The following is a 22,623-nucleotide window of genomic DNA, read 5'->3' as shown; positions in this document are numbered from 1 at the left end:
TCGCTCGACGCCGACCCCGGCCTTCGGCTTCTACGGCCTCGCACCATACGGCTATTACGGCTATTATCCTTACGGTCGTTATGGCTTTGGCGGGTACGGCGCATTCGGCGGCTCGGATATCAGCAGCCGTACGATCTACACGCGCGGTCTGAACCTGGAGATCACCAAGGCCGGCAAGCCGGAGGAAAAGCTGTTCGAGGGCCGTGCGTTGTCCGACGGCACCGACGGACGCCTGACCGAAGTCGTGCCTTACCTCGTGCAGGCGATGTTCGAGGATTTCCCAGGCCAGTCCGGCGTGACGCAGCGCGTGGTCATCAAGACGCCGCGCAAGGGCAAGGGTACTGAACCGGCAAGGCGGCCCGTACGAAATCGCTGGACCACACGCGCGCGTCCTGTAACGACACCGGACATCAGACGGTGCGGAGGACGGGATGGCGGGCTTGAAGACACTGTGGCAGCAGACACGAGACCGTTTTCGGGCGGGGCTGAGCCGGTTTTCCGGCACACCGCACGGGAGCCGCCGGCGGGTTCGCGCATGCAGCGTTATCGCACGGCGCTGCTGGTCGTCCTTGTTCCGCTGGCCCTCATCGTCGCTTATTTCGGCATCGGCGGGTTGCTGCGCCACACTGTCGATACGGACACCGCGTTTCGTCCCGCGAGCGTCGATCTGCCGGCGAACGGCAGCGTCGCCGTCGCGATGACCAGCGGCCTGCTCGACCGGGAAATCCGCGTACACGGCTGGGCGCCGGATGACCCCTGGTTTTATCCGACCGCCTGGCTCGACAACATGCCGAACTTCCAGAAGGGCATGCGCACAATGGCCCTGCAGTTCCTGCTGGAACTGAAGGACCAGGTGGCGCGCACGCGCGGCTCGGGCGGCACCGACCCGAAGCTCGAAGACGCGTTCGAAGAACTCTCCTACCCGCCCAACCGCTGGTGGATCAGCGCTTCCTGGCCGCCGATCCGCGCCTCCTCGGCATCGCAGTACAAGACGGCGATCGCCGACCTGCGCGATTACAACCAGCGGGTCGCAAGCGGCAGCGCCCTGTTCGAGCGCCGGTCCGACAGCCTGAACGCCGCCCTTGACCGCATGGCGCTCAGTCTTGGCGCTGCGTCCGCCATGCTCGACGAGCACGTTGTCGCGCATCAGGGCGAATTCTGGGACCGCAAGGCGGACGACCTGTTCTACGATGTGCAGGGCCGCTCCTATGCCGCGTACATGATCCTCCTCGGCCTGCAGACCGACTATGCCGAGCTGATCCAGCAGCGCCAGCTCGGCAATGTCTGGGGTGAGTTGATGGCGAGCCTGGAGGAAGTGATCCGCATGGACCCGCTTGTCGTGCTCAACGGCAAGACCGGCAGCACCCTGGTGAAGAACCATCTGGCGGAGCAGGGGTTCGCCTTGCTGCGCGCCCGCACCCAACTGCGCGAACTGACCGCGATCCTGCAGAAATAGCCGGTTGCATCCCCTTGCCGGATAGCGGGAAATCGACATCATCCGGTCATGACAGATGCCGCACCGATCCGGCCGCACAAATTCGTCGCTGTGATCGACGACACCCCGAATGCGCGCTGGCGGTCCGTTTTGCAGCGCGCCGGGCGTCGCTGACGCCGGCGGATCGGGTCGCCCTCATCCACGTCACACCGCCGCTCGACTTCGTGCAGTGGGGCGGCGTGCAGGAGATGATGGAGGCGGAGGCCCATGAAAACGCGCTCGCGACCCTTGAGGGTCACGCCCACGAAGTCAGCGAACTCTCCGGGCACATGCCGGAACTGATCGTCAAGATCGGCAAGACCGAGAGCGAAATCCTGGAGGCGATCCGCGCCGATACGGGGTTTACGCGCTGGTGCTGGCGACGAGCGCGAAGGGCGATCCCGGGCCGCTCGTCAGTTACTTCGCCAGCAACGCCAGCGCGCTGCCGTGCATTCTCGTGGTTGTGCCGGGCAGCCTGCACCCCGAGGACATCGACACGCTGGTCCGCTGAATTCAGACCGATTTGGTCTTTTAGGCTTGACGCTTGTCGCGCCGCCGCCCACATGCTCGGTCAAACACAGGATACCGCCATGTTTATCGAGACCGAACGCACGCCCAACCCCGCCACGCTGAAATTCCTGCCCGACCAGGCGGTGACCGACGGCGGCAGCCTGAACGTGACCACACCCGAGGATGCGCAGGGCACGCCGCTTGCCGCGGCGCTGTTTGCCCTCGGCGATGTGACCGGTGCGTTCTTCGGGCCGGATTTCATTGCCGTGACCAAGGCCGAAGGCGGCGCTGACTGGGTGGAGCTGAAGCCGGGCATTCTGGCGGCGATCATGCAGCACCTGCGCGAGGGGCCTGTCGCCACACAGGCGGCGGGCGTGGCGGCGGATGCAGACGATCCGGCGGATGCCGATATCATCGCCCAGATCCGGGACCTGCTTGAGACCCGCGTGCGCCCGGCGGTGGCCCGCGACGGCGGAGACATCGTGTACAAGTCCTTCCAGAACGGCATCGTCTATCTGCACATGCAGGGGCGTGTTCCGGGTGTCCGTCATCGACAATGACGCTCAAGAACGGCATAGAGACGTTACTCAAGCATTATGTGCCGGAAGTGACTGAGGTTCGCGCCGTCGCCTGACGAACCCAGCCCCGGCGAACCCGGAGGCTGACCCATGGCATCAATCGTTTCAGACCAGGATCTCGATACGCTGTTCCGTGCCGCGCGCAGCCACAGTTTCTGGCGCGACGAGCCGGTCACTGACGTTCAACTCGAAGCACTCTACGACCTGACGCGCTGGGGTCCGACCTCGGCCAACTGCTCGCCGGCGCGCATCGTGTTCGTGAAGTCGCCAGAGGCGAAGGCCAAGCTCATCCCCTGCGTCAGCGCCGGCAATAGCGAGAAGGTGCGCACGGCGCCGTCACGGCGATCATCGGCTATGATCGCAAATTCTACGATCGTATTCCGGAACTGTTCCCGCACAATCCGGGCGCGCGGGACTGGTTCACCGAGCCGGTGGTCGCCGAGGAAACCGCGTTCCGCAATTCCAGCCTGCAGGGCGGCTATTTCATTCTCGCTGCGCGGGCGCTCGGGTTGGACTGCGGCCCCATGTCGGGCTTCGACAAGGACCAGGTGGATGCGGCCTTCTTCGCCGGCACCGATATCCGGTCGAATTTCCTGTGTGCGCTCGGCTATGGCGTCCATGAAAACTGTTTCCACGCTCGCCGCGCCTGAGTTTTCGGACGCCTGCTCCATCCTTTGAGAACAGCCGCAGACGTTGAATACCCTCGTCATTGATACGGCCCTGTCGTCGCTGACCATCGCCCTCGCAGGTCCGGAGGGGCGATTGTTCGTGAACACCATGAAGTCATCGGCCGGGGCCACGCCGAGGCGCTGATGCCCGCGCTCGCAGCCGTCATGGGTGGTGCGCACGCTCAGACCATCGTGGTCGGCGTCGGGCCTGGCAGCTTCACCGGCATCCGGGTGGGCATCGCCGCGGCGCGGGCGCTGGCTCTGGCCTGGGGCGCGGCGCTGATCGGCGTCTCCTCCCTTGCCGCGCTTGCATGCGCGGCACTACGCCAGGACGATGCGGCGACGCAGGTTGTCGCCTTGCTCGATGCGCACAAGGGCGAGGTCTATGCGCAGCGGTTCGTGCGCGAGGCGGCTGAGGCCAGGGCTGCAAGCGAGATCATTGCGGTGGCGCCGGCGGCTGTCTGGACCGCGCTGGCCTGCGCGCCTTGTGCGGTTATCGGCTCGGGCGTGCCGCTGGTCGTGCCAGGTGCGGGCGTGGCCTGGCCGCGCGCCGAGGATTATCTCGCGGCGGCGCGTGACGTTCGGCACCACCGGGCCGCGCGCCCGCTCTATGTCCGCGCGCCGGACGCAAAGCTGCCGGCATGAGCGACGCGGTCGCGCTTTGCGTCGCAACGCCGGATCGGTTGCCGGCGATTGCCGCGTTGATGATGCGCAGTTTCGACCCGGCCTTCGGCGAAGCCTGGCCGCAGGCGGACCTGGAGTCCGCCATGGACTGGCCGGGCGCACTGCTGCTCAGCGCCCTTGATCGCGGCGACCCCGACGCGCCGCTTGGCTTCGTGCTGACCCGCACCATTCTCGATGAAACCGAAATCCTGCTGATCGCGGTTGCGCCGGAAGCGCGCCGACGCGGCATCGGCCGTCGTCTGCTGGAAGCGGTGATCGCACGGGCGAAGCAAGCCGGTATTTCCCTGTTTCTGGAAGTGCGGGCGGACAACAGCGCAGCGCTGGAGATGTATCGTGCGCTGAACTTCAAGCCTGTCGGCGTACGCCGCGGCTACTATAAAGGCGCAGATGGTATTCAGCGCGATTCCTATACTCTGCGCTGCAATCATCGGTGAAATGCCGCGTTTTTGTAGATTTTGACAATTGTCCTGTGCTTTTTGTCTTGTAAACGTCATATACAAGGCTAAGAAAGTCGCGTATTAGAATTTCGTCAATAATTGCTCGGTTAGAGCAAGCCCATCAATCCTGAAATGGACAGTGAGAAAATCGCCATGGAAAAAGGTAACGAGCTGCTGAATCTCACGGCTGACATTGTGTCTTCGCATGTCGCGAATAACACCGTCGCAGTGTCTGATCTGCCGAATTTGATCGAAAATATATACAACACGTTGAGCCGTCTTGGCAGTGTGCCCGTTCCCGTGGAAACCAAGCAGGAGCCGGCAGTCTCCGTGCGCGCCTCGGTCAAGCCGGATTACATCATCTGCCTGGAAGACGGCAAAAACTGAAGATGCTCAAGCGCCACCTGATGACGCATTACAACATGTCGCCGGAAGAATACCGCACCAAGTGGAATCTGCCGGCCGATTATCCGATGGTCGCCCCGAACTACGCTGCGCAACGCCGCCAGCTCGCCAAGAAGATCGGTCTGGGTACCAACCGCAAGCGCACCAAGTAACGGCGTCAATCCGCTTTACACGGTCGGATGCAGGGCGATACCTCGGGTGTTGCCCTGTTTCTTTTGCGGGTCTTTGTGATCGACGGGTTTTCTCATGGCTGAATGGCATGGCCCCGCGATCCTGTGTGCGGTGCGCCCGCATGCGGAAAACGGCGCGATCGCCCGCTTGCTCACGGCCGATCAGGGCCTGATCGCCGGCTATGTGCGTGGCGGCCAGTCCGGCGGCTGGCGCCGGTGCTGATGCCAGGCAATCGGGTGGCGACGCGCTGGTACGCCCGCACGCCGGAGCAACTGGGTCACCTGACCCTGGAACTGGACCGCCCGGCAGCAGCGGCTGCGCTCGGCGATCCGCTGTGCGCGCGTGCGCTTGAATGGGCGACGGCGATCACGGCGGCGAGCCTGGCCGAGGGTCATGCCTATCCGCTGCTCTACGAGGCACTCGACGGGCTGGTGGTGCTGCTGTGCCTGGCGCCGGACCCGCGCGCGGCGCTGGGCGCACTGGTGCGCTACGAGCTGGTGCTGCTGGCCGAACTCGGCTTCGGTCTGGACCTGACGCGCTGTGCGGTCACCGGCGGCGGTGACGATCTGGCGTACGTCAGCCCCAAGTCCGGCCGGGCGGTCAACCGGGCGGCCGCCGCGCCCTGGCTGGACAAGCTGCTGCCGCTGCCGGGCTTTCTGGTGCGGCGCGCCAACGACTGGCCGGACTGGGCGGAACTGGCGCAAGGCCTTGCCCTGTCTGGTTATTTCATCGAACGTGAGCTGGTGCCGAACGGCGCCGACGCCCTGCGCGAGACCCGCGTGCGGCTGGCGAGTGCGGTCGCGGCGATGGGCTGACCTTGCGCCACACTCTGGCGTAGTGCCCGATGAGGCGCTATCAGTTGTGTCATGCCGACTGACACCCCGACATCTCGACACGGATCGAGGATCAACCGTTCACGGAAGCGCTATCCCAGCGCTATCTGACCTATGCGCTGTCCACCATCATGGCGCGCTCGCTGCCGGACGTGCGCGACGGCCTGAAGCCGGTGCACCGGCGGCTGCTGTGGGCGATGCGGCTGCTGAAGCTCGATCCCAACACGGGCTACAAGAAATGCGCACGCGTGGTCGGCGACGTGATGGGCAAGTTTCACCCGCACGGCGACCAGTCGATCTACGACGCCCTGGTGCGGTTGGCGCAGGATTTCTCGGTCCGCTTTCCGCTGATCGACGGCCAGGGCAACTTCGGCAACATCGACGGCGATAACGCGGCGGCCATGCGCTACACCGAGGCAAGGCTGACCGAGGTGGCGGCGGCGCTGATGGATGGGCTGGACGAGGAATGCGTGCCGTTCCGCCCGACCTACGACGGCGAGGACGAGGAGCCGGAGGTGTTCCCCGGCGCTTTCCCCAACCTGCTCGCGAACGGTGCCAGCGGCATTGCGGTCGGCATGGCGACATCGGTGCCGCCGCATAACGTCAGCGAACTCGCTGACGGCCTGATGCTGCTGATCGACCGTCCCGAGGCCGGCATTGACGACCTGATGACGCTGATCCCGGGGCCGGACTTCCCGACTGGCGGCATGATCGTCGAGTCCGCCGCCAGCATCCGCGAGACCTATGCGACCGGACGCGGCAGCTTCCGCCTGCGCGCGCGCTGGGTGCTGGAAGACCTTGGCCGGGGCCAGTGGACGATCATCGTCACCGATATTCCCTACCAGGTGCAGAAATCCAAGCTGATCGAGCAGATCGCCACCCTGATCGGTGACCGCAAGCTGCCGATCCTCGAGGATGTGCGCGACGAGTCGGACACGCAAATCCGGCTGGTGCTGGAACCGAAGTCGCGAAACGTCTCGCCGGACGTGCTGATGGAGAGCCTGTACAAGCTCACCGATCTGGAAGTGCGCTTCTCGCTGAACCTCAACGTGCTCGACAAGGCGCGCACGCCGCGCGTGCTGTCGCTGAAGCAGGCGCTGGAGGCGTTTCTCGACCACCAGATCGAGGTGACGGTCAAGCGGGCGGAATACCGGCTTGGCAAGATTGAAGACCGGCTGGAACTGCTCGGCGGTTATCTGGTCGCCTACCTCAATCTCGACGAAGTCATCCGCATCATCCGCGAGGAGGATGAGCCGAAGGCCGTGCTGATGGCGACCTTCCATCTGACCGACCGTCAGGCCGAGGCCATCCTCAACATGCGGCTGCGCTCGCTGCGCAAGCTCGAGGAGATGGAAATCCGTCGCGAGGAGGCGGCGCTCAAGCTGGAGGCCGACGACCTGCGCCTGCTGCTGGCAGAGCCGGCCCGCCAGCGCGCGAAAGTGCGGGCGGCGTTTGCCGCATTGAAGGCCCGCTACGCCAAGGACACGCCGCTTGGCGCACGTCGCACCACGTTCGGTACGGCGGGCGAATTCAAGGACATTCCACTGGAGGCCATGGTCGAGCGCGAGCCGATCACCGTCGTCTGCTCGGAGAAAGGTTGGATTCGTGCGCTGAAGTCGCACCTGGACCTCGGCAACGGCGAGCTGGCGAAGTTCAAGGAAGGCGACGGCCCGCGCTTTGCCTTCCACGCCTACACCACCGACAAGATCCTCGTCGCCGCCGACTCCGGCCGCTTCTTCACGCTGGATGCCGCCAGCCTGCCCGGCGGGCGCGGCTTCGGCGAACCGGTACGCCTGATGGTCGATGTCGAGGCCGAGCAGCAGATCGTGGCGCTGCTGCCGTACCGCGCCGACTCCCGGCTGCTGCTGGTCGCCAGCGATGGCCGCGGCTTCATCGCGGATGCGGCCCAGTGCCTGGCCGAGACGCGCAAGGGCAAGCAGGTGATGCGCCCCAAGGGCTACGGCGAAAAGGGCGGGGCAGCGCTCAGCCTGTGCGCGCCGGTGTCGGGCGACCATCTGGCGCTGGTGGGCGAGAACCGCAAGCTGCTGGTGTTTCCGCTGGACCAGGTGCCGGTCATGGCGAGCGGTCAGGGCGTGACGCTGCAGAAATATCGCGACGGCGGCTTTTCCGATGCGAAGTGCTTTACCCTGACGGAGGGTCTGTCCTGGCCGATGGGCGGTGAGACCGGGCGCACCCGCACGGAGACCAACCTGCTGCCCTACATTGGCCCGCGTGGCGGCATGGGCCGCGGCGCGCCGCTCGGCTTCCCGCGCTCGAACCGCTTCGGAGGGTAGGGGATCGCAAGTGCGGGACGGGGGTGAGCGACCTCACCACTGCGGCGCGGGCAGGCTGCGGTAGCCGGTGCGCAGCGCCTCCGACCAGCGTTCGCGCACGGTGCGGAAATAGGCGTCGTCCTCGCCGATGCGGCGCTGCAGGCCGACGTGCAGGCTGCCGCGCCGGTAGGTCAGCAGGTCGATCGGCAGGCCGACCGTCAGGTTGGAGCGCAGGGTCGAGTCCATGGAGATCAGCACCAGCTTCACGGCGTCCTCGATGCTGGTGTCATACTTGGCAACCCGGTCCAGGATCGGCTTGCCGTACTTGTGCTCGCCAAGCTGGAAGAAGGGCGTGTCCGGGCTCGACTCCACATAGTTGCCGGCGGAATAAACCATGAACAGGCGCTGTTTGCCTGCGCCCACCTGGCCTGCCACCAGGAAGGTGGCGTCGAAGAGTACCTGATGGCGCATCAGGTTGCTTGCATCCTCATCGAACAGATCGCGTACGGTGCGGCCGACCAGCCGGGCCGCCTCGATCATCGAGGGCACGGTCCAGAGCGTGGCGCGCGTCGCCTCCATATCCCCATTGCCGCCGTTACCGTTGATATCGGGGATGCTCTCGGTCAGGCGGGTAACGGCTGCCTGGGTGATCGCCAGGTTGCCTGCGGTCATCAGCGCGATCACGCGCTCGCCAGGGCGCTCGATCACATGCAGCTTAGAGAAGGTGGCGATGTTGTCAAGGCTGGCGTTGGTTCGGGTGTCTGCGCACAGCACAAGCCCTTCCTCAAGGTTCAGGGCAACGCAATATGTCATGGAGTGTCTCTCGGCGGCGCAGCAAAGGCCAAATTGTAACGGACTTTCATCGGGGAGGTCTAGCAGGCTGTTGAAAAGTGGTTGCTTGGACTCCAAACCTATAGCCGTCACCCCGGCACTCTAACGGGGATAAACTCTGGCCGGTGCCCATGGCTAATACCTTGTATTTGTTGTGTATGTTGGCACCTATGGATTCCGGCGTTCGCCGGAATGACGAAGCAGAACAGTATCTCCGCGACTTTTCAGCAGCCTGCTAGCAAGATATTGTTTCTCGTGTCGTTTTCAGAATCGAAGTTCGCACGAGCCCGATATCACAGTGTAGCGGACTTCGATTCCACGACACTAGTGCATGTAGTGGCGCTCGATCTCCACCGCGAGCTTGGCGATGCGCTCGATGAGCTGGGTGAGGTACTCGTGCAGGCCCATCTGGAAGATGTCGTCGATGACGCCGTAGCGCAACTGCGCGGACAGCGCGCCGGCCAGCCGCTGCGGCGCGCCGTTCTGGCTGCCGTAGGCTGCGGCCAGCCATTTCAGCGATTCGTCGATCACATCGAGGCAGGACCGGATCGAGCGCGGCATCTCCTGGCGCAGCAGCAGCAGTTCGGCGATGTTCCAGGGCGTCACTTCAGACTTGTAGACCCAGTGATAGGCGCGGGTCGCCGACACCGAATGCAGGATCGAGGTCCACTGGTAATAATCGAGCAGGCCGCCGACGCCGGTGAAGCTCGGCAACAGCATGTGGTACTTCACATCAAGGATGCGCGCCGTGTTGTCCGCCCGCTCGATGAAGGTCCCCATGCGCGTGAAGTGATAGACGTCGTTGCGCAGCATGGTGCTGGCATAGGCCAAGGAAGCGGGTGGTGAAGTTCTTCACCCAGTCGAGGGTCTCCGGCAGCAGTTCCGGCTCGAAGAAGATCGGGTCGATCCGCTGGCTGTCGAGCCAGGCGCCGTTCAGGGCATCCCACATATCGCGGGTGAGCGCAGCGCGCACCGCCCGCGCATTGGTGCGCGCGCGGTCCAGTGACGAGAGGATGGAGGACGGATTGTCGCGGTCGCAGGAGAGGTAATAGACCACGTGCGCGGCGGTGACCCGCTCATATTTTGCGGCATAGCCCTGCTCGCAGCCTGTGGCGTGAAGCGCAGACAGCCAGTCGGTCGATTGCGGGCTGAGGCCGGACATGCGCTGCGCGGCCTCCAGCAGGCGCGCGAGATTGTCCATGCGCTCGACGTAGCGGGCGAGCCAGAAGATGCCGTTGGCGGTGCGTGCGAGCATCAGGCGTCCTTGTCCGGTTGCAGGACCCAGGTGTCCTGGTGCCGCCGCCCTGCGAGGAGTTGACCACCAGCGAGCCGGCGCGCAGCGCCACCCGCGTGAGGCCGCCCGGCGTGACCCGGATGCCGTCCGACCCCACAAGCAGGAACGGCCGCAGATCGATGTGGCGCGGGGCGACTCCGCTGTCGACGAAGGTCGGACAGGTGGACAGCGCAAGCGTCGGCTGGGCGATATAGGCCTCCGGGCTGGCTTTCAGCCGGGCGAGAAAGGTCGCGCGCTCGGCGGCGCTTGCCTGCGGGCCGATCAGCATGCCGTAGCCGCCGGAGCCATGCGTTTCCTTCACCACCAGTTCGTGCAGGTGGTGCTCGACATAGTGCAGCGAGGCCGGGTCCGCGCAATCCCATGTCGGCACATTCTTGAGGATCGGCTCCTCGCCCAGGTAGAAGCGCACCATCTCGGGCACATAGACATAGACGGCCTTGTCGTCGGCGACACCCGCGCCGACCGCGTTCGCCAGGGTCACGCCACCCTGCCGATAGGCCTCGAACAGGCCGGGCACGCCCAGCACCGAGTCCGGCCGGAACGCGCGTGGATCGAGGAAGGCATCGTCGATGCGCCGGTACAGCACGTCGACCCGTCGCGGCCCCAGCGTGGTGCGCATGAACACCGCTGCATCCTCGACATAGAGGTCGCTGCCCTCCACCAGCTCGACGCCCATTTCGTCCGCGAGGAAGGAGTGCTCGTAATAGGCGCTGTTGAACTGGCCCGGCGTCAGCACCGCGACCGTCGGGTCGCCCTTGCAGCGCGGCGGCGCAACCGAGCGCAGGGTGTGCAGCAGGTCCTCGGGGTAGCGGGAGATCGGCGCGACATTGATCCGGCTGAACAGGTCCGGGAACAGCCGCATCATCACCGTGCGGTTCTCCAGCATGTAAGAGACGCCGGACGGCGTGCGGCAATTGTCTTCCAGCACGTAGAACTCGCTGGGGCCGGTGCGCACGATGTCGATGCCAGCGACGTGCGTGAACACGCCGTGCGGCGCCGTCACGCCCTGCATCGCCTCCAGATAGGCGGCGTTGGCGCGCACCAGCCGTTCCGGGATCAGCCCGGCACGCAGGATCGCCTGCTCGCCGTAGACATCGGCCAGAAACAGGTTGAGCGCCCGCACGCGCTGGACCAGCCCGCGCTCCAGGGTCGCCCATTCCTGCGCCCCCAGAACGCGCGGAATGATGTCGAACGGGATCAGCCGCTCCGTGTCGCCGCCATCGCCGTAGACGGCGAAGGTGATGCCGATGCGGCGGAACAGGCGTTCGGCCTCCTCGCGCTTGGCGTCGCGCAGGTCCGGGGACATGCGCTCGAGCCATTCCGCTATTCCCGCATAGGCAGGCCGAGACTTGCCTGCCTCTACGTACATTTCATCGAACACGTGCACCATCCCCAGGGTGCCGTGCTGCGCCGCCGTATCGGCGTGTCGTCAGGGGCAACCCTCATGCTGCAGATGCGAACATGAGATGCAGCGCAAGTCAAGCGCGTGCGTCAGGCGGCAGAAAACTTGGGCCCGCCCAGTCAGCGGGTCAGGCCGGGCTGCCAGAGCGGCTCGGCGCCGGAATCGTGGTTGGCGGCGCGCGACAGCACGAACAGCAGGTCGGAGAGGCGGTTGATATATTGGAGCGCCCGGGGTTGATCGGCTCCTGCGTCGCGGCTTCCGCCGTCAGCCGCTCGGCGCGACGGACCACGGTGCGCGCCAGGTGCAGATAGGCGGCGAGCGGTGCGCCGCCGGGCAGCACGAACGAGGTCAGCGGCGGCAGGGCCTCGTTCAGCGCATCGATCTCCGCCTCCAGCCGTGCGACCTGACCCGCGACGATGCGCAGGGATTGCGACGCCGCATCGAAATCCTCGCCCGGCGTCGCCAGATCCGCGCCGAGGTCGAACAGGTCGTTCTGGATGCGCCCCAGCATCGCATCGGTGTCATCCGCAGCGTAAAGCCGGGCGATGCCAAGCACGGCGTTCGCCTCATCGACCGTGCCGAAGGCGGCGATGCGGTGTGCGAATTTCGGCCGCCGCGAGCCATCGACCAGTGAGGTCTCGCCGCCGTCACCGCCACGGGTGTAGATGCGATCGAGCTTGACCACAGGCCCTAATGTCTTCCCAATAGCAGGAACAGGATGACGACAGCGACCGTGAGGCCCTGAAACAGCACGCGGTACCACATGAGCTGGTTCGAGCGGCGGCCGGTCATGTCCTTGCCGGACGCCATGGTGAAGATGCCGCGCGCGAGCACGACGGCCGTCGCCAGCGCGCCCATGACGATGAAGAAAATCAGAATGCCGTTCATGCCAGACTCCTACGCCACTGCGGCGTTTACGCCAACGAAATTGCAGCCCAATAGCCCTAAATAGGCTGGATAAGCGCGTCCGGCATGCGGCCGATCCGCGCACGAACCGCCTCCGGCGTCCAGCCCTGGGCGCGCAGGTCGGCGAGCGCGGGTGCGTTGTCGCGCTTGGCCAGGCGGGCACCCGTCTCGTCCCGCAAAAGGGGATGATGGCGATAGCGCGGTGTCGGCAGGTCGAGCAGCGCTTGCAGCAGCCGGTGGATATCGGTCGCGTCCAGCAGGTCCTCGCCCCGGATCACGTCGGTCACGCCCTGCGCCGCATCGTCGAGGGTGACAGCCAGATGATAGCTGACCGGCGCATCCTTGCGCGCCAGCACCACGTCACCCTGGCGATCCGGCGCAGCGTTGCGCCAGCCGTGCCCGGCGTCCCACCAGCGCAGCGGCCCGGCCTTGCGGATGGCGCGGTCCATGTGCAGCCGCCAGCAGGCGGCGTGCCCCGTGGCCAGACGCTGGGCGGCAACCGCCGGAGTCAGATGCTTGCAAAGACCGGGGTAGACCTGGGTCTCGCCGGCATGCGGCGCAGCACCCGCGCGCGCGATCTCGGCGGCGATGTCGGCGCGGGTGCAGAAGCACGGGTAGAGCAGGCCCTCGGCGCGCAGGCGCTCCAGCGCTGCTGCGTAGTGAGCCAGGTGCTCGGACTGGCGGCGTGGCGGCTGCGGCCAGGCCAGGCCGAGCCAGGCGAGATCCTCGAAGATGCCCGCGACGAAGGGCTCGCGACACCGGCCGGGGTCGATATCCTCGATCGCAGCAGCATGGTGCCGCCCTGCGTCATCGCGAACTCCGCGTTCCATAAGGCGGACGCGGCATGCCCGAGGTGCAGCCGTCCGGTCGGCGACGGCGCGAATCGCGTTACGACCGGAGCCGGCATGCCGAGTCGCTCGTTGCTCCGATGCCGAAAAGCGCGAAACGATAAAAATCTCACCCTTGACGACTCCATATGCCGTAGTGTCATAATCCCGACACACGAATTGTAGTAGGCACAATTTCGAATCGAGCGGCAAGGTAGCGGCTCGGAAGTCAGCGGGGCCAGTCTCAGCCGGCTTGAGTGCGACAAGTCTTGAGGCGCTTGCATCCTGGTCGTTCGGGAACTGAGGAGCACGCGGGTGTATCATCCTAATGTGATTCCGACGCCTGAGCAGTGTCCTGCGCTGGTGCTGAACGCCGACTATACCCCTCTGTCCTACTATCCGCTCAGCCTCTGGGGCTGGCAGACGGCGGTCAAGGCGGTGTTTCTGGACCGGGTCACCATCGTCGAGGAATATGATCGCGAGATCCGCTCGGCGCGCACGGCGATGCGGCTGCCCTCGGTCATTGCGCTCAAACAATATGTGCGGCCGGCGCGGCATCCCGCGTTCACGCGTTTCAACCTGTTCCTGCGCGACCGGTTCCTGTGCCAGTATTGTGGCTCGCGGGACGATCTGACCTTCGATCACGTGATCCCGCGCGCCTACGGTGGCCGCACCACCTGGGAGAACGTCACCACCGCCTGTGCGCCCTGCAACCTGCGCAAGGGCGGGCGCACGCCGGCAGAAGCGCACATGGGCCTGCGCTGGCCGCCGTACCAGCCGACCACCTTCGAACTGCAGGAGCATGGCCGGGCGTTCCCGCCGAACTACCTGCATGCCACCTGGCGCGACTATCTCTACTGGGATAGCGAACTCGACGCTTAGAGCCTGATCGGTTGAGGTTGAAGCATATGCACTTCAACCGAGGGCGTGAATCAGGCTCTTATCAACAATTTAGAGCGTGATGACTTTAGGTGGAATCGTCATTGCGAGGAGCCGCAAGGCGACGCGGCAATCCAGAGTTCTTTGTTTCGCCCTATGGATCGCCACGTCAGCCCCTCAATCGTTTTCCGTCGCCTGATAGACCGGGAAGGCCAGGAACTGATCGCGGATCAGTGCCCCGGTGAGGTTGGCGACAGAGGTCGTTTTGTCATCGCTTGCTGCCTTGCTCGCCCCGCCCGCCTCGATGGTGAAGACCTGCGCCTTCGCCTGTTTGACGCCGGCGCTGGGCCAGTCCGCCGCGATCACGGTGGTCTTCCCGGCCTTGCCGAGGCCGATCTGCTGCACCTGGGCCAGGAACGCATTCGGCTGGGTGGCGTCCGGGAGCAGCATGGGTTCCGGTGCCTTTGCGGGTGCCGGCACCGGCTTGCGGCTGGCGTCGAACGTCACGTCGCCGTTGGCGATCGTGAAGGTGTCACCGGAATTAAGCGCCGACACCGTGAACGGCACGACCGCGGACAATTCCGCTTTCGCCGCCTCCGGGAGCTTGACCAAAGCACTCGGCCCATCCGGCGAAGGCGATCTTTTCCTTGTCGAGCACCACGATCGACCGGGAGTCCATGCCAATGCCGACCGAACTGCTCAGGTTGGCAAGCGCAAGCACAAGGCGCGCCAAATTTCCGTTCGCGCCGACGCCGTAATCGATAAACCACTTCTGCGGCGCAAGCTGGAGCCCGAACGAAAAGTCCAGCTCCCACTGCATCGAGTAGCGGATCATCTCGCTGAGCGCGCGCGGCTTGCGGAAGCCACCGCTACCGGCAACCCGAACGCTGTCGCCGATCACACCGATCGCGGCACCGGCCTCGAACGCTTTGTGCATGGCGTAGAGCACTGGCCCGTCGTCTGTTTCATTGCTGAGCAGGGTTTTGGCCAGGCGGTCCGGGTTGCCGTCGGCGATGAGGAACGCCTTGCCGCCGATGAGACTCTTCACCCACGCAACATCCTCCATCTTCTGGGCGTCGGCACCGAACGGGTTCTTGCCGCCTTTGATTAGGTCGCGGCCCGCAAGAGGCACGACAACCGGGACGCCGCCGGCCTTCTTGACGGCTGCCGCAAGATCGCTGCCGGCCTTCACGGGGTCATCTGCAGCGGTCGGGATGATGTAGACGGTTGCACCCTTGCCGGCGGCGCTCATGTAGCGCTGCCAGAAATCGGGCGTCTGCGCGGCGTCATGCCCGGCCAGGATCAGGCGCGAGCTTTGGGCCGGCTCAGCGAAAACCGGCGCGGCCAGGCAGGACAGCGTCGTGGCGAGAAGGCCCGCGAGGGCGATACGGCGGGGATTGGCAAGAAATGAGACATGAAAATACCTGCTGTTTGCACATAGGATGCGATGTCGAGCGACTCGCTGGCCGCAATGTGTGCCAGAGCGATGACTTGTCAACGGACCGCCGCCGCGACGGTGGCGCTTGCCGGTGAATTGAGCGGGGAAGCTGGTGCTGCCGGGGAGGATTGAACTCCCGACCTCTCCTTACCAAGGGAGTGCTCTACCACTGAGCTACGGCAGCATGGCACGGGCTGCAGATGCCTGCAGCACAGAGCGCCCGCTATTGCCGCCGGGTCCGACCCTTGTCAAGAAAACGCGCAGCAAGGTAGTGGGTCATTTTGAAGTTTTGCCGCTCACCCTGGGCTGGACGAAGGGATGAGTGGCTCGTGGTTCTGTCCGAGCTCACCACGAACGGTTTGTTCAAAATGACCCACTAGCTTTAAGGGAAGGGAGTTCGCCGGATATGCCACGCGCCGAGTTGAATCCGGAGCAGAAACGCAGACTCGCGGACGCCCTGCGCGCCAACCTTGCCCGGCGCAAGCAGCAGACGCGTGCCCGGCGCGCCGGCGAAACGGCGCAGCCCGATCCGCTTGCCGACACCACGGATACGGCTGCGCTGGAGACGCCGAAGTCGCCCACTTGAAATGATATTCTGCTGGATACGGCGGCGCAGCGTCGGAAATCATTACAATTCGGTAAATTCTTGGCGCCGGCTCATCGGCTAAGCCTCGGATGCGCCTCGCTTTACCGTTTCTGGCGCGTATTTTGCTTACCTTTGTGCGTAGGCTGTGCGCCACTCGGGCAATGGGAGCGCATAGTCACACATAGTCAAACGCACATTGTCAAACGCACATTGTCAAACGCACATTGTCAAATGAGGAGAACAACCATGAAAAATTCCTGCTTGGAGCGGTCGCGCTGGCTTCTATTGCTGTCGCCACCTCGGCGCACGCTGTCGGCATCACCCGCGTCAGCGCTGCTGACTTCGTCGCCGGCTCGGGCCTGATCACTTTCAGCGAATTCGCGAACGGCACCGTCAACCCGACCTATGCTCCGGCGGTTTATGGCGGCGATGCGGCATCGCCCACCGTGACCTTCGACGGCTGGTTCCTCGGCCAGTCGCTGAGCGTCAATCCGGGCGTCGACTGCCCGGCGCGGCTGCGAGCGCCTGCATCGTCGGCACGCCGACTGGCCCGCTGTCGCTTGATCCGAGCGCGCCGAACACCTTCATAACCGGGGATGGCGCGAACCCGACCTCGCCGGTGCTCTCGGGCTCCCCGACCTTCAACGGCGGCATCGCTGTGCTGTTCGACATCGAACTGGCGGGCGTGGGCTTTGATGGCGGCTTCTTCGACGCTGCCGGCTCGACCGGCATCACCGCGTTCGCGCGCGACGGGTCGCTGCTCGGCACGGTCACCAACACCGGCACCGGCATCGAATTCCTTGGCCTGGTGACGGACGATGGCAGCGAAGCGATCGCTGGCGTGTTCCTGGATCTGACCGGCTCGGAGCCGGCGGGCTTCGCCATCGACAACCTGCGCTTCGGCCGTCGCGGTCAGGTCGTCAACCCGGTTCCGGAACCGGCGAGCTTCGCCGTGCTGGGCCTGGGCCTGGCGGTTGCCGGCTTCGCGGTGCGCAAGCGTCGCGCCTAGACCTTGATCGTTTCGGATTGAATCGATCTGAAACGTGAATCAGGCTCTTAACGCATCTGCTTGAAAGCGGCGGCCGGGTCAAATCCGGCCGCCGTTTTTGTGTCTGATGACTTTGGATAGAATCGTCATTGCGAGGCGGGAAGCCGAAGCAATCCAGGAACACCGGTGTTTGCATGGATTGCCGCGTCGCCTCCGGCTCCCCGCAATGACGGTGGTTCAATGTAAAGTGATCGCGCCCTAAAGCGGCTGGGTCGCCTGTTCCAGCCACTGGCGGGTCTCGTCCTGCACCAGCGGGCCGATTTCGCGCCACACCCGGGCATGATAGGCGTCGACCCAGGCGCGCTCCTCAGTGCTCAGCAGTGCCGTGTCGATCAGCGCCCGGTCGAGCGGGGCAAGCGTCAGGGTCTCGAAGGCCAGCATCGGCCGCTCGTCGCCCTGGCGGCCCTGTTCCGCGACCAGCACCAGATTTTCAATGCGGATGCCGAAGTGGCCGGGCTTGTAGTAGCCGGGTTCGTTCGAGAGGATCATGCCTGGCTCCAGCGGCACACTGGACGCCGCCTTGGCGATGCGTTGCGGCCCTTCGTGCACGGAGAGATAGGCGCCGACGCCGTGCCCCGTGCCGTGATCGTAGTCGAGCCCTGCCTGCCACAACGGCAGTCGCGCCAGCACATCGAGCTGCTGGCCGGTGGTGCCGGCGGGGAAGCGCGCCGTCGCCAGCGCGATATGCCCTTTCAGTACGCGGGTGTAGCGGTCGCGCTGCTCGGAGGTCGGGGTGCCGACCGCGATGGTGCGGGTGATGTCGGTGGTGCCGTCCGCGTACTGGCCGCCTGAATCGACCAGGAACAGCTCGCCTGGCGCCAGCACCCGGTTGGTTGCCGGACCCGAGCGATAATGCGGCAGTGCGGCGTTCGGCCCGGCGCCGGCGATGGTGTTGAAGCTGGTGTCCAGCAGCTGGTTGGTCTCGCGCCGGAAGGAGAGAATCTGCGCCTCGACCGCTGCCTCGTCGATCGTGCCGTCCCCGGCGTGCAGGCTCAGCCAGTGCAGCAGCCGGGTGATGGCCGCACCGTCGCGCAGGTGGGCTGCCCGCGCCCCTTCAGCCTCGACGCCATTCTTGCGCGCCTTGGGCAGGATGCACGGGTCGCGCTTTTCGATCAGGGTGGCACCTGCGGCGTCCAGCGCCTCGAAAATCGCAGCGACACAGGTCTCCGGATCGACGAGGACGCGCTTGCCCCCAGCGCCGCCAGCGCTGCCGCAAAGTCGGTGCGGGCATGGGTGCGCACGGCCGGGCCCAGGTGCTCAAGTACCGCGTCGTTCAGCTTCTCCGGCTCCAGGAACAGGTCGGCGGTCGCGTCCGCCTGCAGCAGCGCGAAGGCCCGCACCACGGGCGTGTGCGAGACATCGGTGCCGCGGATGTTGAACAGCCAGGCGACCGAGTCGAGCGCGGCGATCACGGCCACATCCGCGCCGGCCTCACGCAGGTCGGTCGCGAGATCGCGCCGCTTGTCGGCGGATGATTTGCCGGCCAGCGCATCGGGGTGGACACGCGCCGGCGCAAGGGAAGGGGCGGGCTGGTCTGCCCAGACGGCATCGATGGGGTTGGCCTCGAGCGCGACCAGGCTTGCGCCGCGCGCCGCCAATTGCTCGGCAGCCGACTTCGCCCAGCTGCGTGTTGCCAGCCATGGGTCATAGCCGATACGGTCGCCGGACTGCGCGTTGCCGCCCAGCCAGGATGCCGGCGTGACATCCGGAAACGGCTCGTAGGAGAACAGCGCCGGCGAGACTTCCGCTCTGGTCTGCACCGTGTAGCGGCCATCGGTGAAGACCGCTGCCTTGTCTGCCAGCACGACTGCGCTGCCTGCCGATCCGGTGAAGCCGGTCAGCCAGGCCAGTCGCTGGGCATAGTCGCCCACATATTCGCTCATGTGCTCGTCGGTCAGCGGCACATAGAAGCCGCTGAGGCCGATGGTCGCCAGATGCGCTCGCAAGGCGGCCAGGCGGGCAGCGGCGGGCGACGTGGCCGCAAGTGGCAGGGCGGATGCAGTCATGGTGTACTCCGGATGGTCACGGCACGGGCTGCCGTTCTCGCTGGACGGTCAACAGGCAACCGACCCGATCATGGACCAGACCCGCAGCGATGACCATAGTTTACGGCTATTGTGATCCGCAGGATAATCATTCCTAACTGCTCTGCTGTGCATGTTGCAGGAGAGATGCCATGACCCATATAAGCCGCCGTAAACTTCTGTCGGCTGCTGCAACGAGCGTGCTGGCGCTCGCGTCGCCGCCGGTGCTGGCCCAAAGCCGCCCCTGTGAAAGGCAAAGCCATCGTGATGTCCCCTGCGCCGCCGCCCGCCCCGAAGACCCCCATGCCACCAGTCGCGCGCCGTGGCGATTACCGCTTCACCCGCCATGGCATCACCATCGACGACCCCTATGCATGGTTGAAGGACAAGGACTATCCCAAGGTCGACGATGCCGAGGTGCTGGCGTACCTGAAAGCGGAGAACACATACTTCGAGCAACAGACGGCCCCGATGCGGCCGTTGATCGACTCGCTCTTTACCGAAATGAAGGCCCGCCTGAAGGAAGACGACGCCAGCGTCCCCGTGCGCGACGGCGACTGGCTGACCTGGTGGCAATTCGACAAGGGAGCGCAATACCGCACCTGGTGGCGTCGCCCGGTCGCTGGCGGTCCGGACCAGCTGATCCTCAGCGAACCGGACCTGGCAAGCGGGCTGGAGTATTTCCGGCTCGGCACGCTCAGCATCAGCCCGGATGGCCGGCAGGTGGCCTACGCGGCTGATATCGACGGCTCGGAGCGTTTCACGCTGAAGATCCGCGACCTGGCGACTGGCCAGGACCTGCCAGATGCCATCCCGGGACACTTGGCGAAATCGTCTGGGCAGCAGACTCGCAGAGCCTGTTCTACACGCCGGTCAACGACAACTGGCGGCCGTTCGCGGTGCGCCACCACCGGTTGGGGTCCGATCCAGCGGAGGACCGCACGATCTACACGGAAGCCGATCCCGGCTTTTTGTCGGTGTCGGCCGCACCCAGTCACGCCGATTTCTGACGATCGGCGCCAGCGACCACACCACCAGCGAAGTGCGTCTGCTGCCGCTCGACGACCCGCATGCGGCGCCGCTGCTGGTGTCCCCTCGGGTCAAGGACCGGGAATATGCCGTCGATGAGCGGGACGGTACGCTGTTCATCCTGGTCAACGACACCCACCCGAATTTCCGTCTGGTCGAGGCGTCACTCGATGCGCCGAACGCCTGGAGCGAGGTGATCGCCGCCTCGGACAGCCATTACCTGCTCAGCCACGTGAGCTTCGCCAACTGGCTGGTGGTGCATGAGCGGGTGAACGGCCTTGATCAGATCCGCCTGCGCGACCTGGACGGCCGGGAGCATTATGTGCCGTTCCCGGAGGCCTCCTATGCCGCCGGGCTGGGCGGCAACCCTGAGTACCGTCTCGACAAGCTGCGCCTGGCCTACCAGTCGATGGTCACGCCGCAGACGGTGTTCGACTACGATCCGCAGGCCCGTGCGCTGACCACGCGCAAGGTGCAGGAAATTCCGTCCGGCTACGACGCCAGCCAGTATGTGACGGAGCGGCTGATGGTGCCGGCGCGGGACGGGGCGATGATCCCCGTCTCGATCGTTTACCGGAAAGACCGCAAGAAAAGCGGACCACTGCACCTCTACGGCTACGGCGCGTACGGGCTTGCGATCCCGCCCGGCTTCTCGACCGTGCGGTTGAGCTACCTCGACCGCGGTTTCACCTATGCGATCGCGCACATCCGCGGCGGCGACGACCTCGGCCGCCGCTGGTATCTGGACGGCCGCGCGGAGAAGCGCTGGAACACGTTCCATGATTTTCTCGACGTCGCGGACTTCCTGTGCAGCAAGGGTTATGCGGTGCCCGGCGGCATCTCGATCTCCGGCGGCTCTGCCGGCGGCGAACTGATGGGCGTCGCAGCGAACATGCGTCCGGAGCTGTGGCGGGCCGTCGTTGCCCAGGTGCCGTTCGTCGATGTGCTGAACACGATGCTGGACGACACTCTGCCGTTGACGCCGATGGAATGGCCGGAGTGGGGCAACCCGATCGAGAGTGCGGACGCCTTTGCCCTCATCCGCAGCTACAGCCCCTATGACAATGTCACGGCGCAGGCCTACCCGCCGATGATGGTCACAGCGGGGCTGAACGATCCGCGCGTCACCTACTGGGAACCGGCCAAATGGGTGGCGAAACTGCGCGCCACCAAGACCGACTCCAATCTGCTCCTGCTGAAGACCAATATGGGCGCGGGCCACGGCGGCAAGTCCGGGCGCTTCGACAGCCTGATCGAGGACGCCGAGGAACTGGCGTTCCTGCTGCGCGCCTTCGGCCTGGCGGGGTGACGCCCTGCCAGGTCCCCTCCCGCTTGGCGGAGGGGAGAGGGGCGATAAGGGCTGCTCAGCACTCTTCGCAGGCGCGCTCCCAGGGCGGCGATTCGCCCCAGTGCTCCTTCAGGAAGTCGATCAGCCGGCGCACCTTGGCCGACATGTGCCGGTTCGGTGGATAGACGGCGTAGATGCCGAACGCCGGCCCGGCCCAATCGGTCAGGATCGGCATCAGCCGCAGCGCCCGAATGTCGTCGGCCACCAGGAAGCTCGGGCCGTAAGCGATGCCCTCGCCGGCGATGGCGGCCGAGCGCAGCACTTCGCCGTTGTTGGTGATGATGCGGCCAGAGACGGCAACCTGGATCGGCTCCCCGCTGTCTTTGTCGGTGAAGCTCCACCCTGCGCCGACCTCATGTTGGAATAGCGCAGGCAGCTGTGCCCCAGCAGCTCGCGCGGGTGGGTCGGCACGCCATACTTCTGCAGGTAATCGGGCGAAGCGGTCGCGATGGAGCGCGACGAGCAGAGCCGGACCGCGATCAGGTTCGAATCCTTCAGCCGGCGCGAGATGCGAATAGCAAGGTCGAAGCCTTCCTCGACGATGTCGACCACGCGGTCATTGAGCGACAGCTCGACGGAGACATCCGGAAAAGCGCCCAGAAACGCTGAGACCGGCTCGCCAAGATGCGCGACCGAGAAGGTTACGGGCGCTGCAATCCGCACCATCCCGCGCGGCGCATGGGCCTGCGCGGTGACCAGCTCTTCGGTTTCCGCGACCTGTTCGAGGATGACGACGCAGCGCTGATGATAGGCCTGCCCCACCTCGGTCAGCGACATCTGGCGCGTCGTCCGGTTGATCAACTGTGCGCCGAGCCGGTCCTCGAGTTCGGAGACGGCCTTGGAGACGACCGACTTCGACACGCCGAGATGGCGCGCGGCCGCTGAAAAGCTGCGGTCCTGAACGACGCGGACAAACATTTCCATCGCAGATAGGCGATCCATCAGCCATTTCCTCAAGCATGAATGCGCTGCAAGGAA

Annotated in this window: 18 protein-coding genes, 1 tRNA gene and 11 pseudogenes; 17 read left to right on the top strand and 13 right to left on the bottom strand. The window is 65.3% G+C overall.

Annotated elements, in window-relative coordinates; translation table 11 throughout:
• Positions 1-109: 109 nt before the first annotated feature.
• The 4 genes and pseudogenes from E6W36_RS21690 to E6W36_RS21685 all read left to right on the top strand — a co-directional run.
• A pseudogene (locus E6W36_RS21690) lies at positions 110-226 on the top strand (hypothetical protein); the annotation flags it as partial.
• A 39-nt stretch (positions 227-265) separates the two neighbouring features.
• On the top strand, positions 266-1,456 hold the full coding sequence (locus E6W36_RS03620; RefSeq protein WP_342776917.1) for a DUF2333 family protein: 1,191 nt from the start codon (positions 266-268) through the stop codon (positions 1,454-1,456).
• A 608-nt stretch (positions 1,457-2,064) separates the two neighbouring features.
• Positions 2,065-2,618: pseudogene (locus E6W36_RS03615) on the top strand (NifU family protein).
• A 34-nt stretch (positions 2,619-2,652) separates the two neighbouring features.
• Positions 2,653-2,850: pseudogene (locus tag E6W36_RS21685) on the top strand (malonic semialdehyde reductase); the annotation flags it as partial.
• On the opposite strand, the gene E6W36_RS21680 reads toward E6W36_RS21685, so the two are convergent.
• Positions 2,760-2,960 carry a hypothetical protein gene (locus tag E6W36_RS21680; protein ID WP_342776786.1) on the bottom strand — a complete coding sequence of 67 codons (201 nt, stop codon included), beginning with the start codon at positions 2,958-2,960 and terminating at the stop codon, positions 2,760-2,762. The pseudogene E6W36_RS21685 and the gene E6W36_RS21680 sit on opposite strands and share 91 nt — an antisense overlap.
• Before the next feature lie 33 nt (positions 2,961-2,993).
• On the opposite strand from E6W36_RS21680, the gene E6W36_RS21675 reads away from it, so the two are divergent.
• The 7 genes and pseudogenes from E6W36_RS21675 (at position 2,994) to parC (ending at position 8,054) form a co-directional block, all read left to right on the top strand.
• Positions 2,994-3,212 carry a nitroreductase family protein gene (locus E6W36_RS21675; RefSeq protein WP_342776785.1) on the top strand — a complete coding sequence of 73 codons (219 nt, stop codon included), beginning with the start codon at positions 2,994-2,996 and terminating at the stop codon, positions 3,210-3,212.
• A gap of 111 nt (positions 3,213-3,323) precedes the next feature.
• Positions 3,324-3,875: a tRNA (adenosine(37)-N6)-threonylcarbamoyltransferase complex dimerization subunit type 1 TsaB gene (tsaB, locus tag E6W36_RS03605; protein WP_425459762.1), complete on the top strand. Its 552-nt coding sequence runs from the start codon at positions 3,324-3,326 to the stop codon at positions 3,873-3,875.
• Positions 3,872-4,348, top strand: coding sequence for a GNAT family N-acetyltransferase (locus E6W36_RS03600; protein ID WP_222873774.1), 477 nt, complete (start codon positions 3,872-3,874; stop codon positions 4,346-4,348). Before tsaB ends, E6W36_RS03600 begins: the two co-directional genes overlap by 4 nt.
• A gap of 156 nt (positions 4,349-4,504) precedes the next feature.
• Positions 4,505-4,908: pseudogene (locus E6W36_RS03595) on the top strand (Ros/MucR family transcriptional regulator).
• A 94-nt stretch (positions 4,909-5,002) separates the two neighbouring features.
• Positions 5,003-5,149, top strand: a complete 147-nt coding sequence (locus tag E6W36_RS17660; protein WP_246048094.1) for a recombination protein O N-terminal domain-containing protein — start codon at positions 5,003-5,005, stop codon at positions 5,147-5,149.
• Positions 5,149-5,742: a DNA repair protein RecO gene (gene recO / locus E6W36_RS03590; RefSeq protein ID WP_246048093.1), complete on the top strand. Its 594-nt coding sequence runs from the start codon at positions 5,149-5,151 to the stop codon at positions 5,740-5,742. The genes E6W36_RS17660 and recO overlap by 1 nt, the downstream gene beginning before the upstream one ends.
• Positions 5,743-5,813: 71 nt before the next feature.
• Positions 5,814-8,054: a DNA topoisomerase IV subunit A gene (parC, locus tag E6W36_RS03585; RefSeq protein WP_222874388.1), complete on the top strand. Its 2,241-nt coding sequence runs from the start codon at positions 5,814-5,816 to the stop codon at positions 8,052-8,054.
• Between the two features lie 33 nt (positions 8,055-8,087).
• Here parC and E6W36_RS03580 read toward each other — a convergent pair whose 3' ends face one another.
• From E6W36_RS03580 to gluQRS, 6 genes and pseudogenes are all read right to left on the bottom strand, one after another.
• Positions 8,088-8,846 carry a proteasome-type protease gene (locus tag E6W36_RS03580; RefSeq protein WP_222873773.1) on the bottom strand — a complete coding sequence of 253 codons (759 nt, stop codon included), beginning with the start codon at positions 8,844-8,846 and terminating at the stop codon, positions 8,088-8,090.
• Between the two features lie 342 nt (positions 8,847-9,188).
• A pseudogene (locus E6W36_RS17655) lies at positions 9,189-10,065 on the bottom strand (alpha-E domain-containing protein).
• Positions 10,066-10,118: 53 nt separating this feature from the next.
• Positions 10,119-11,527: pseudogene (locus E6W36_RS03565) on the bottom strand (circularly permuted type 2 ATP-grasp protein).
• Between the two features lie 152 nt (positions 11,528-11,679).
• Positions 11,680-12,245: pseudogene (locus E6W36_RS03560) on the bottom strand (cob(I)yrinic acid a,c-diamide adenosyltransferase).
• 5 nt (positions 12,246-12,250) lie between these two features.
• Positions 12,251-12,448, bottom strand: a complete 198-nt coding sequence (locus E6W36_RS03555) for an HIG1 domain-containing protein (protein ID WP_222873770.1) — start codon at positions 12,446-12,448, stop codon at positions 12,251-12,253.
• 56 nt (positions 12,449-12,504) lie between these two features.
• Positions 12,505-13,373, bottom strand: a pseudogene (gluQRS, locus tag E6W36_RS03550) (tRNA glutamyl-Q(34) synthetase GluQRS).
• 235 nt (positions 13,374-13,608) lie between these two features.
• On the opposite strand from gluQRS, the gene E6W36_RS03545 reads away from it, so the two are divergent.
• On the top strand, positions 13,609-14,175 hold the full coding sequence (locus E6W36_RS03545) for an HNH endonuclease (RefSeq protein WP_222873769.1): 567 nt from the start codon (positions 13,609-13,611) through the stop codon (positions 14,173-14,175).
• 174 nt (positions 14,176-14,349) lie between these two features.
• On the opposite strand, the gene E6W36_RS03540 is transcribed toward E6W36_RS03545, so the two are convergent.
• Together E6W36_RS03540 and E6W36_RS03535 are read right to left on the bottom strand one after the other, a co-directional pair.
• Positions 14,350-14,739, bottom strand: a complete 390-nt coding sequence (locus E6W36_RS03540) for a hypothetical protein (RefSeq protein ID WP_222873768.1) — start codon at positions 14,737-14,739, stop codon at positions 14,350-14,352.
• Positions 14,714-15,424, bottom strand: coding sequence for a hypothetical protein (locus E6W36_RS03535; RefSeq protein WP_222873767.1), 711 nt, complete (start codon positions 15,422-15,424; stop codon positions 14,714-14,716). Before E6W36_RS03535 ends, E6W36_RS03540 begins: the two co-directional genes overlap by 26 nt.
• Positions 15,425-15,460: 36 nt before the next feature.
• Between E6W36_RS03535 and E6W36_RS20265 the strand changes: the two genes are divergently transcribed.
• The gene (locus E6W36_RS20265) at positions 15,461-15,583 is read left to right on the top strand and encodes a hypothetical protein (protein ID WP_281277435.1); all 123 of its coding nucleotides are present in this window, start codon (positions 15,461-15,463) and stop codon (positions 15,581-15,583) included.
• 137 nt (positions 15,584-15,720) lie between these two features.
• Here the strand turns inward: E6W36_RS20265 and E6W36_RS03530 are convergent.
• A tRNA-OTHER gene (locus tag E6W36_RS03530) sits at positions 15,721-15,794 on the bottom strand.
• Between the two features lie 222 nt (positions 15,795-16,016).
• Between E6W36_RS03530 and E6W36_RS03525 the strand changes: the two genes are divergently transcribed.
• The 3 genes from E6W36_RS03525 (at position 16,017) to E6W36_RS03515 (ending at position 17,205) form a co-directional block, all read left to right on the top strand.
• Entirely contained in the window at positions 16,017-16,196 is a 180-nt protein-coding gene (locus E6W36_RS03525) for a hypothetical protein (RefSeq protein WP_222873766.1), read from the top strand.
• Positions 16,197-16,420: 224 nt separating this feature from the next.
• On the top strand, positions 16,421-16,786 hold the full coding sequence (locus tag E6W36_RS03520) for a hypothetical protein (RefSeq protein WP_222873765.1): 366 nt from the start codon (positions 16,421-16,423) through the stop codon (positions 16,784-16,786).
• 29 nt (positions 16,787-16,815) lie between these two features.
• Positions 16,816-17,205 (top strand): PEP-CTERM sorting domain-containing protein, encoded by a 390-nt coding sequence (locus E6W36_RS03515; protein WP_222873764.1) that lies wholly within the window; start codon positions 16,816-16,818, stop codon positions 17,203-17,205.
• Between the two features lie 237 nt (positions 17,206-17,442).
• Here the strand turns inward: E6W36_RS03515 and E6W36_RS03510 are convergent.
• Positions 17,443-19,250 (bottom strand): annotated as a pseudogene (locus E6W36_RS03510) (M24 family metallopeptidase).
• 285 nt (positions 19,251-19,535) lie between these two features.
• Between E6W36_RS03510 and E6W36_RS03505 the strand changes: the two are divergent.
• Positions 19,536-21,606: pseudogene (locus E6W36_RS03505) on the top strand (S9 family peptidase).
• A gap of 55 nt (positions 21,607-21,661) precedes the next feature.
• On the opposite strand, the gene E6W36_RS20260 reads toward E6W36_RS03505, so the two are convergent.
• Together E6W36_RS20260 and E6W36_RS20255 are read right to left on the bottom strand one after the other, a co-directional pair.
• Positions 21,662-22,021 (bottom strand): LysR substrate-binding domain-containing protein, encoded by a 360-nt coding sequence (locus E6W36_RS20260; protein WP_281277596.1) that lies wholly within the window; start codon positions 22,019-22,021, stop codon positions 21,662-21,664.
• A gap of 32 nt (positions 22,022-22,053) precedes the next feature.
• A pseudogene (locus tag E6W36_RS20255) lies at positions 22,054-22,563 on the bottom strand (LysR family transcriptional regulator); the annotation flags it as partial.
• Between the last annotated feature and the right edge of the window lie 60 nt (positions 22,564-22,623).

Source organism: Hankyongella ginsenosidimutans (assembly GCF_005144965.1).
GTDB classification, from domain to species: domain Bacteria; phylum Pseudomonadota; class Alphaproteobacteria; order Sphingomonadales; family Sphingomonadaceae; genus Hankyongella; species Hankyongella ginsenosidimutans.
The sequence above is the reverse complement of the archived record's forward strand: the minus strand, read 5'-3'. Positions and strand labels throughout refer to the sequence as shown.

What these genes read in the sequence shown, in the direction of transcription:
- E6W36_RS03620 (WP_342776917.1), top strand. Translation starts at nt 266, where the DNA reads ATGTTCGAGGATTTCCCAGGCCAGTCCGGCGTGACGCAGCGCGTGGTC.
- E6W36_RS03600 (WP_222873774.1), top strand. Translation starts at nt 3,872, where the DNA reads ATGAGCGACGCGGTCGCGCTTTGCGTCGCAACGCCGGATCGGTTGCCG.
- E6W36_RS17660 (WP_246048094.1), top strand. Translation starts at nt 5,003, where the DNA reads ATGGCTGAATGGCATGGCCCCGCGATCCTGTGTGCGGTGCGCCCGCAT.
- recO (WP_246048093.1), top strand. Translation starts at nt 5,149, where the DNA reads ATGCCAGGCAATCGGGTGGCGACGCGCTGGTACGCCCGCACGCCGGAG.
- E6W36_RS03580 (WP_222873773.1), bottom strand. Translation starts at nt 8,846, where the DNA reads ATGACATATTGCGTTGCCCTGAACCTTGAGGAAGGGCTTGTGCTGTGC.
- E6W36_RS03555 (WP_222873770.1), bottom strand. Translation starts at nt 12,448, where the DNA reads ATGAACGGCATTCTGATTTTCTTCATCGTCATGGGCGCGCTGGCGACG.
- E6W36_RS03535 (WP_222873767.1), bottom strand. Translation starts at nt 15,424, where the DNA reads ATGAGCGCCGCCGGCAAGGGTGCAACCGTCTACATCATCCCGACCGCT.
- E6W36_RS20265 (WP_281277435.1), top strand. Translation starts at nt 15,461, where the DNA reads ATGCCCGGCCAGGATCAGGCGCGAGCTTTGGGCCGGCTCAGCGAAAAC.
- E6W36_RS03525 (WP_222873766.1), top strand. Translation starts at nt 16,017, where the DNA reads ATGCCACGCGCCGAGTTGAATCCGGAGCAGAAACGCAGACTCGCGGAC.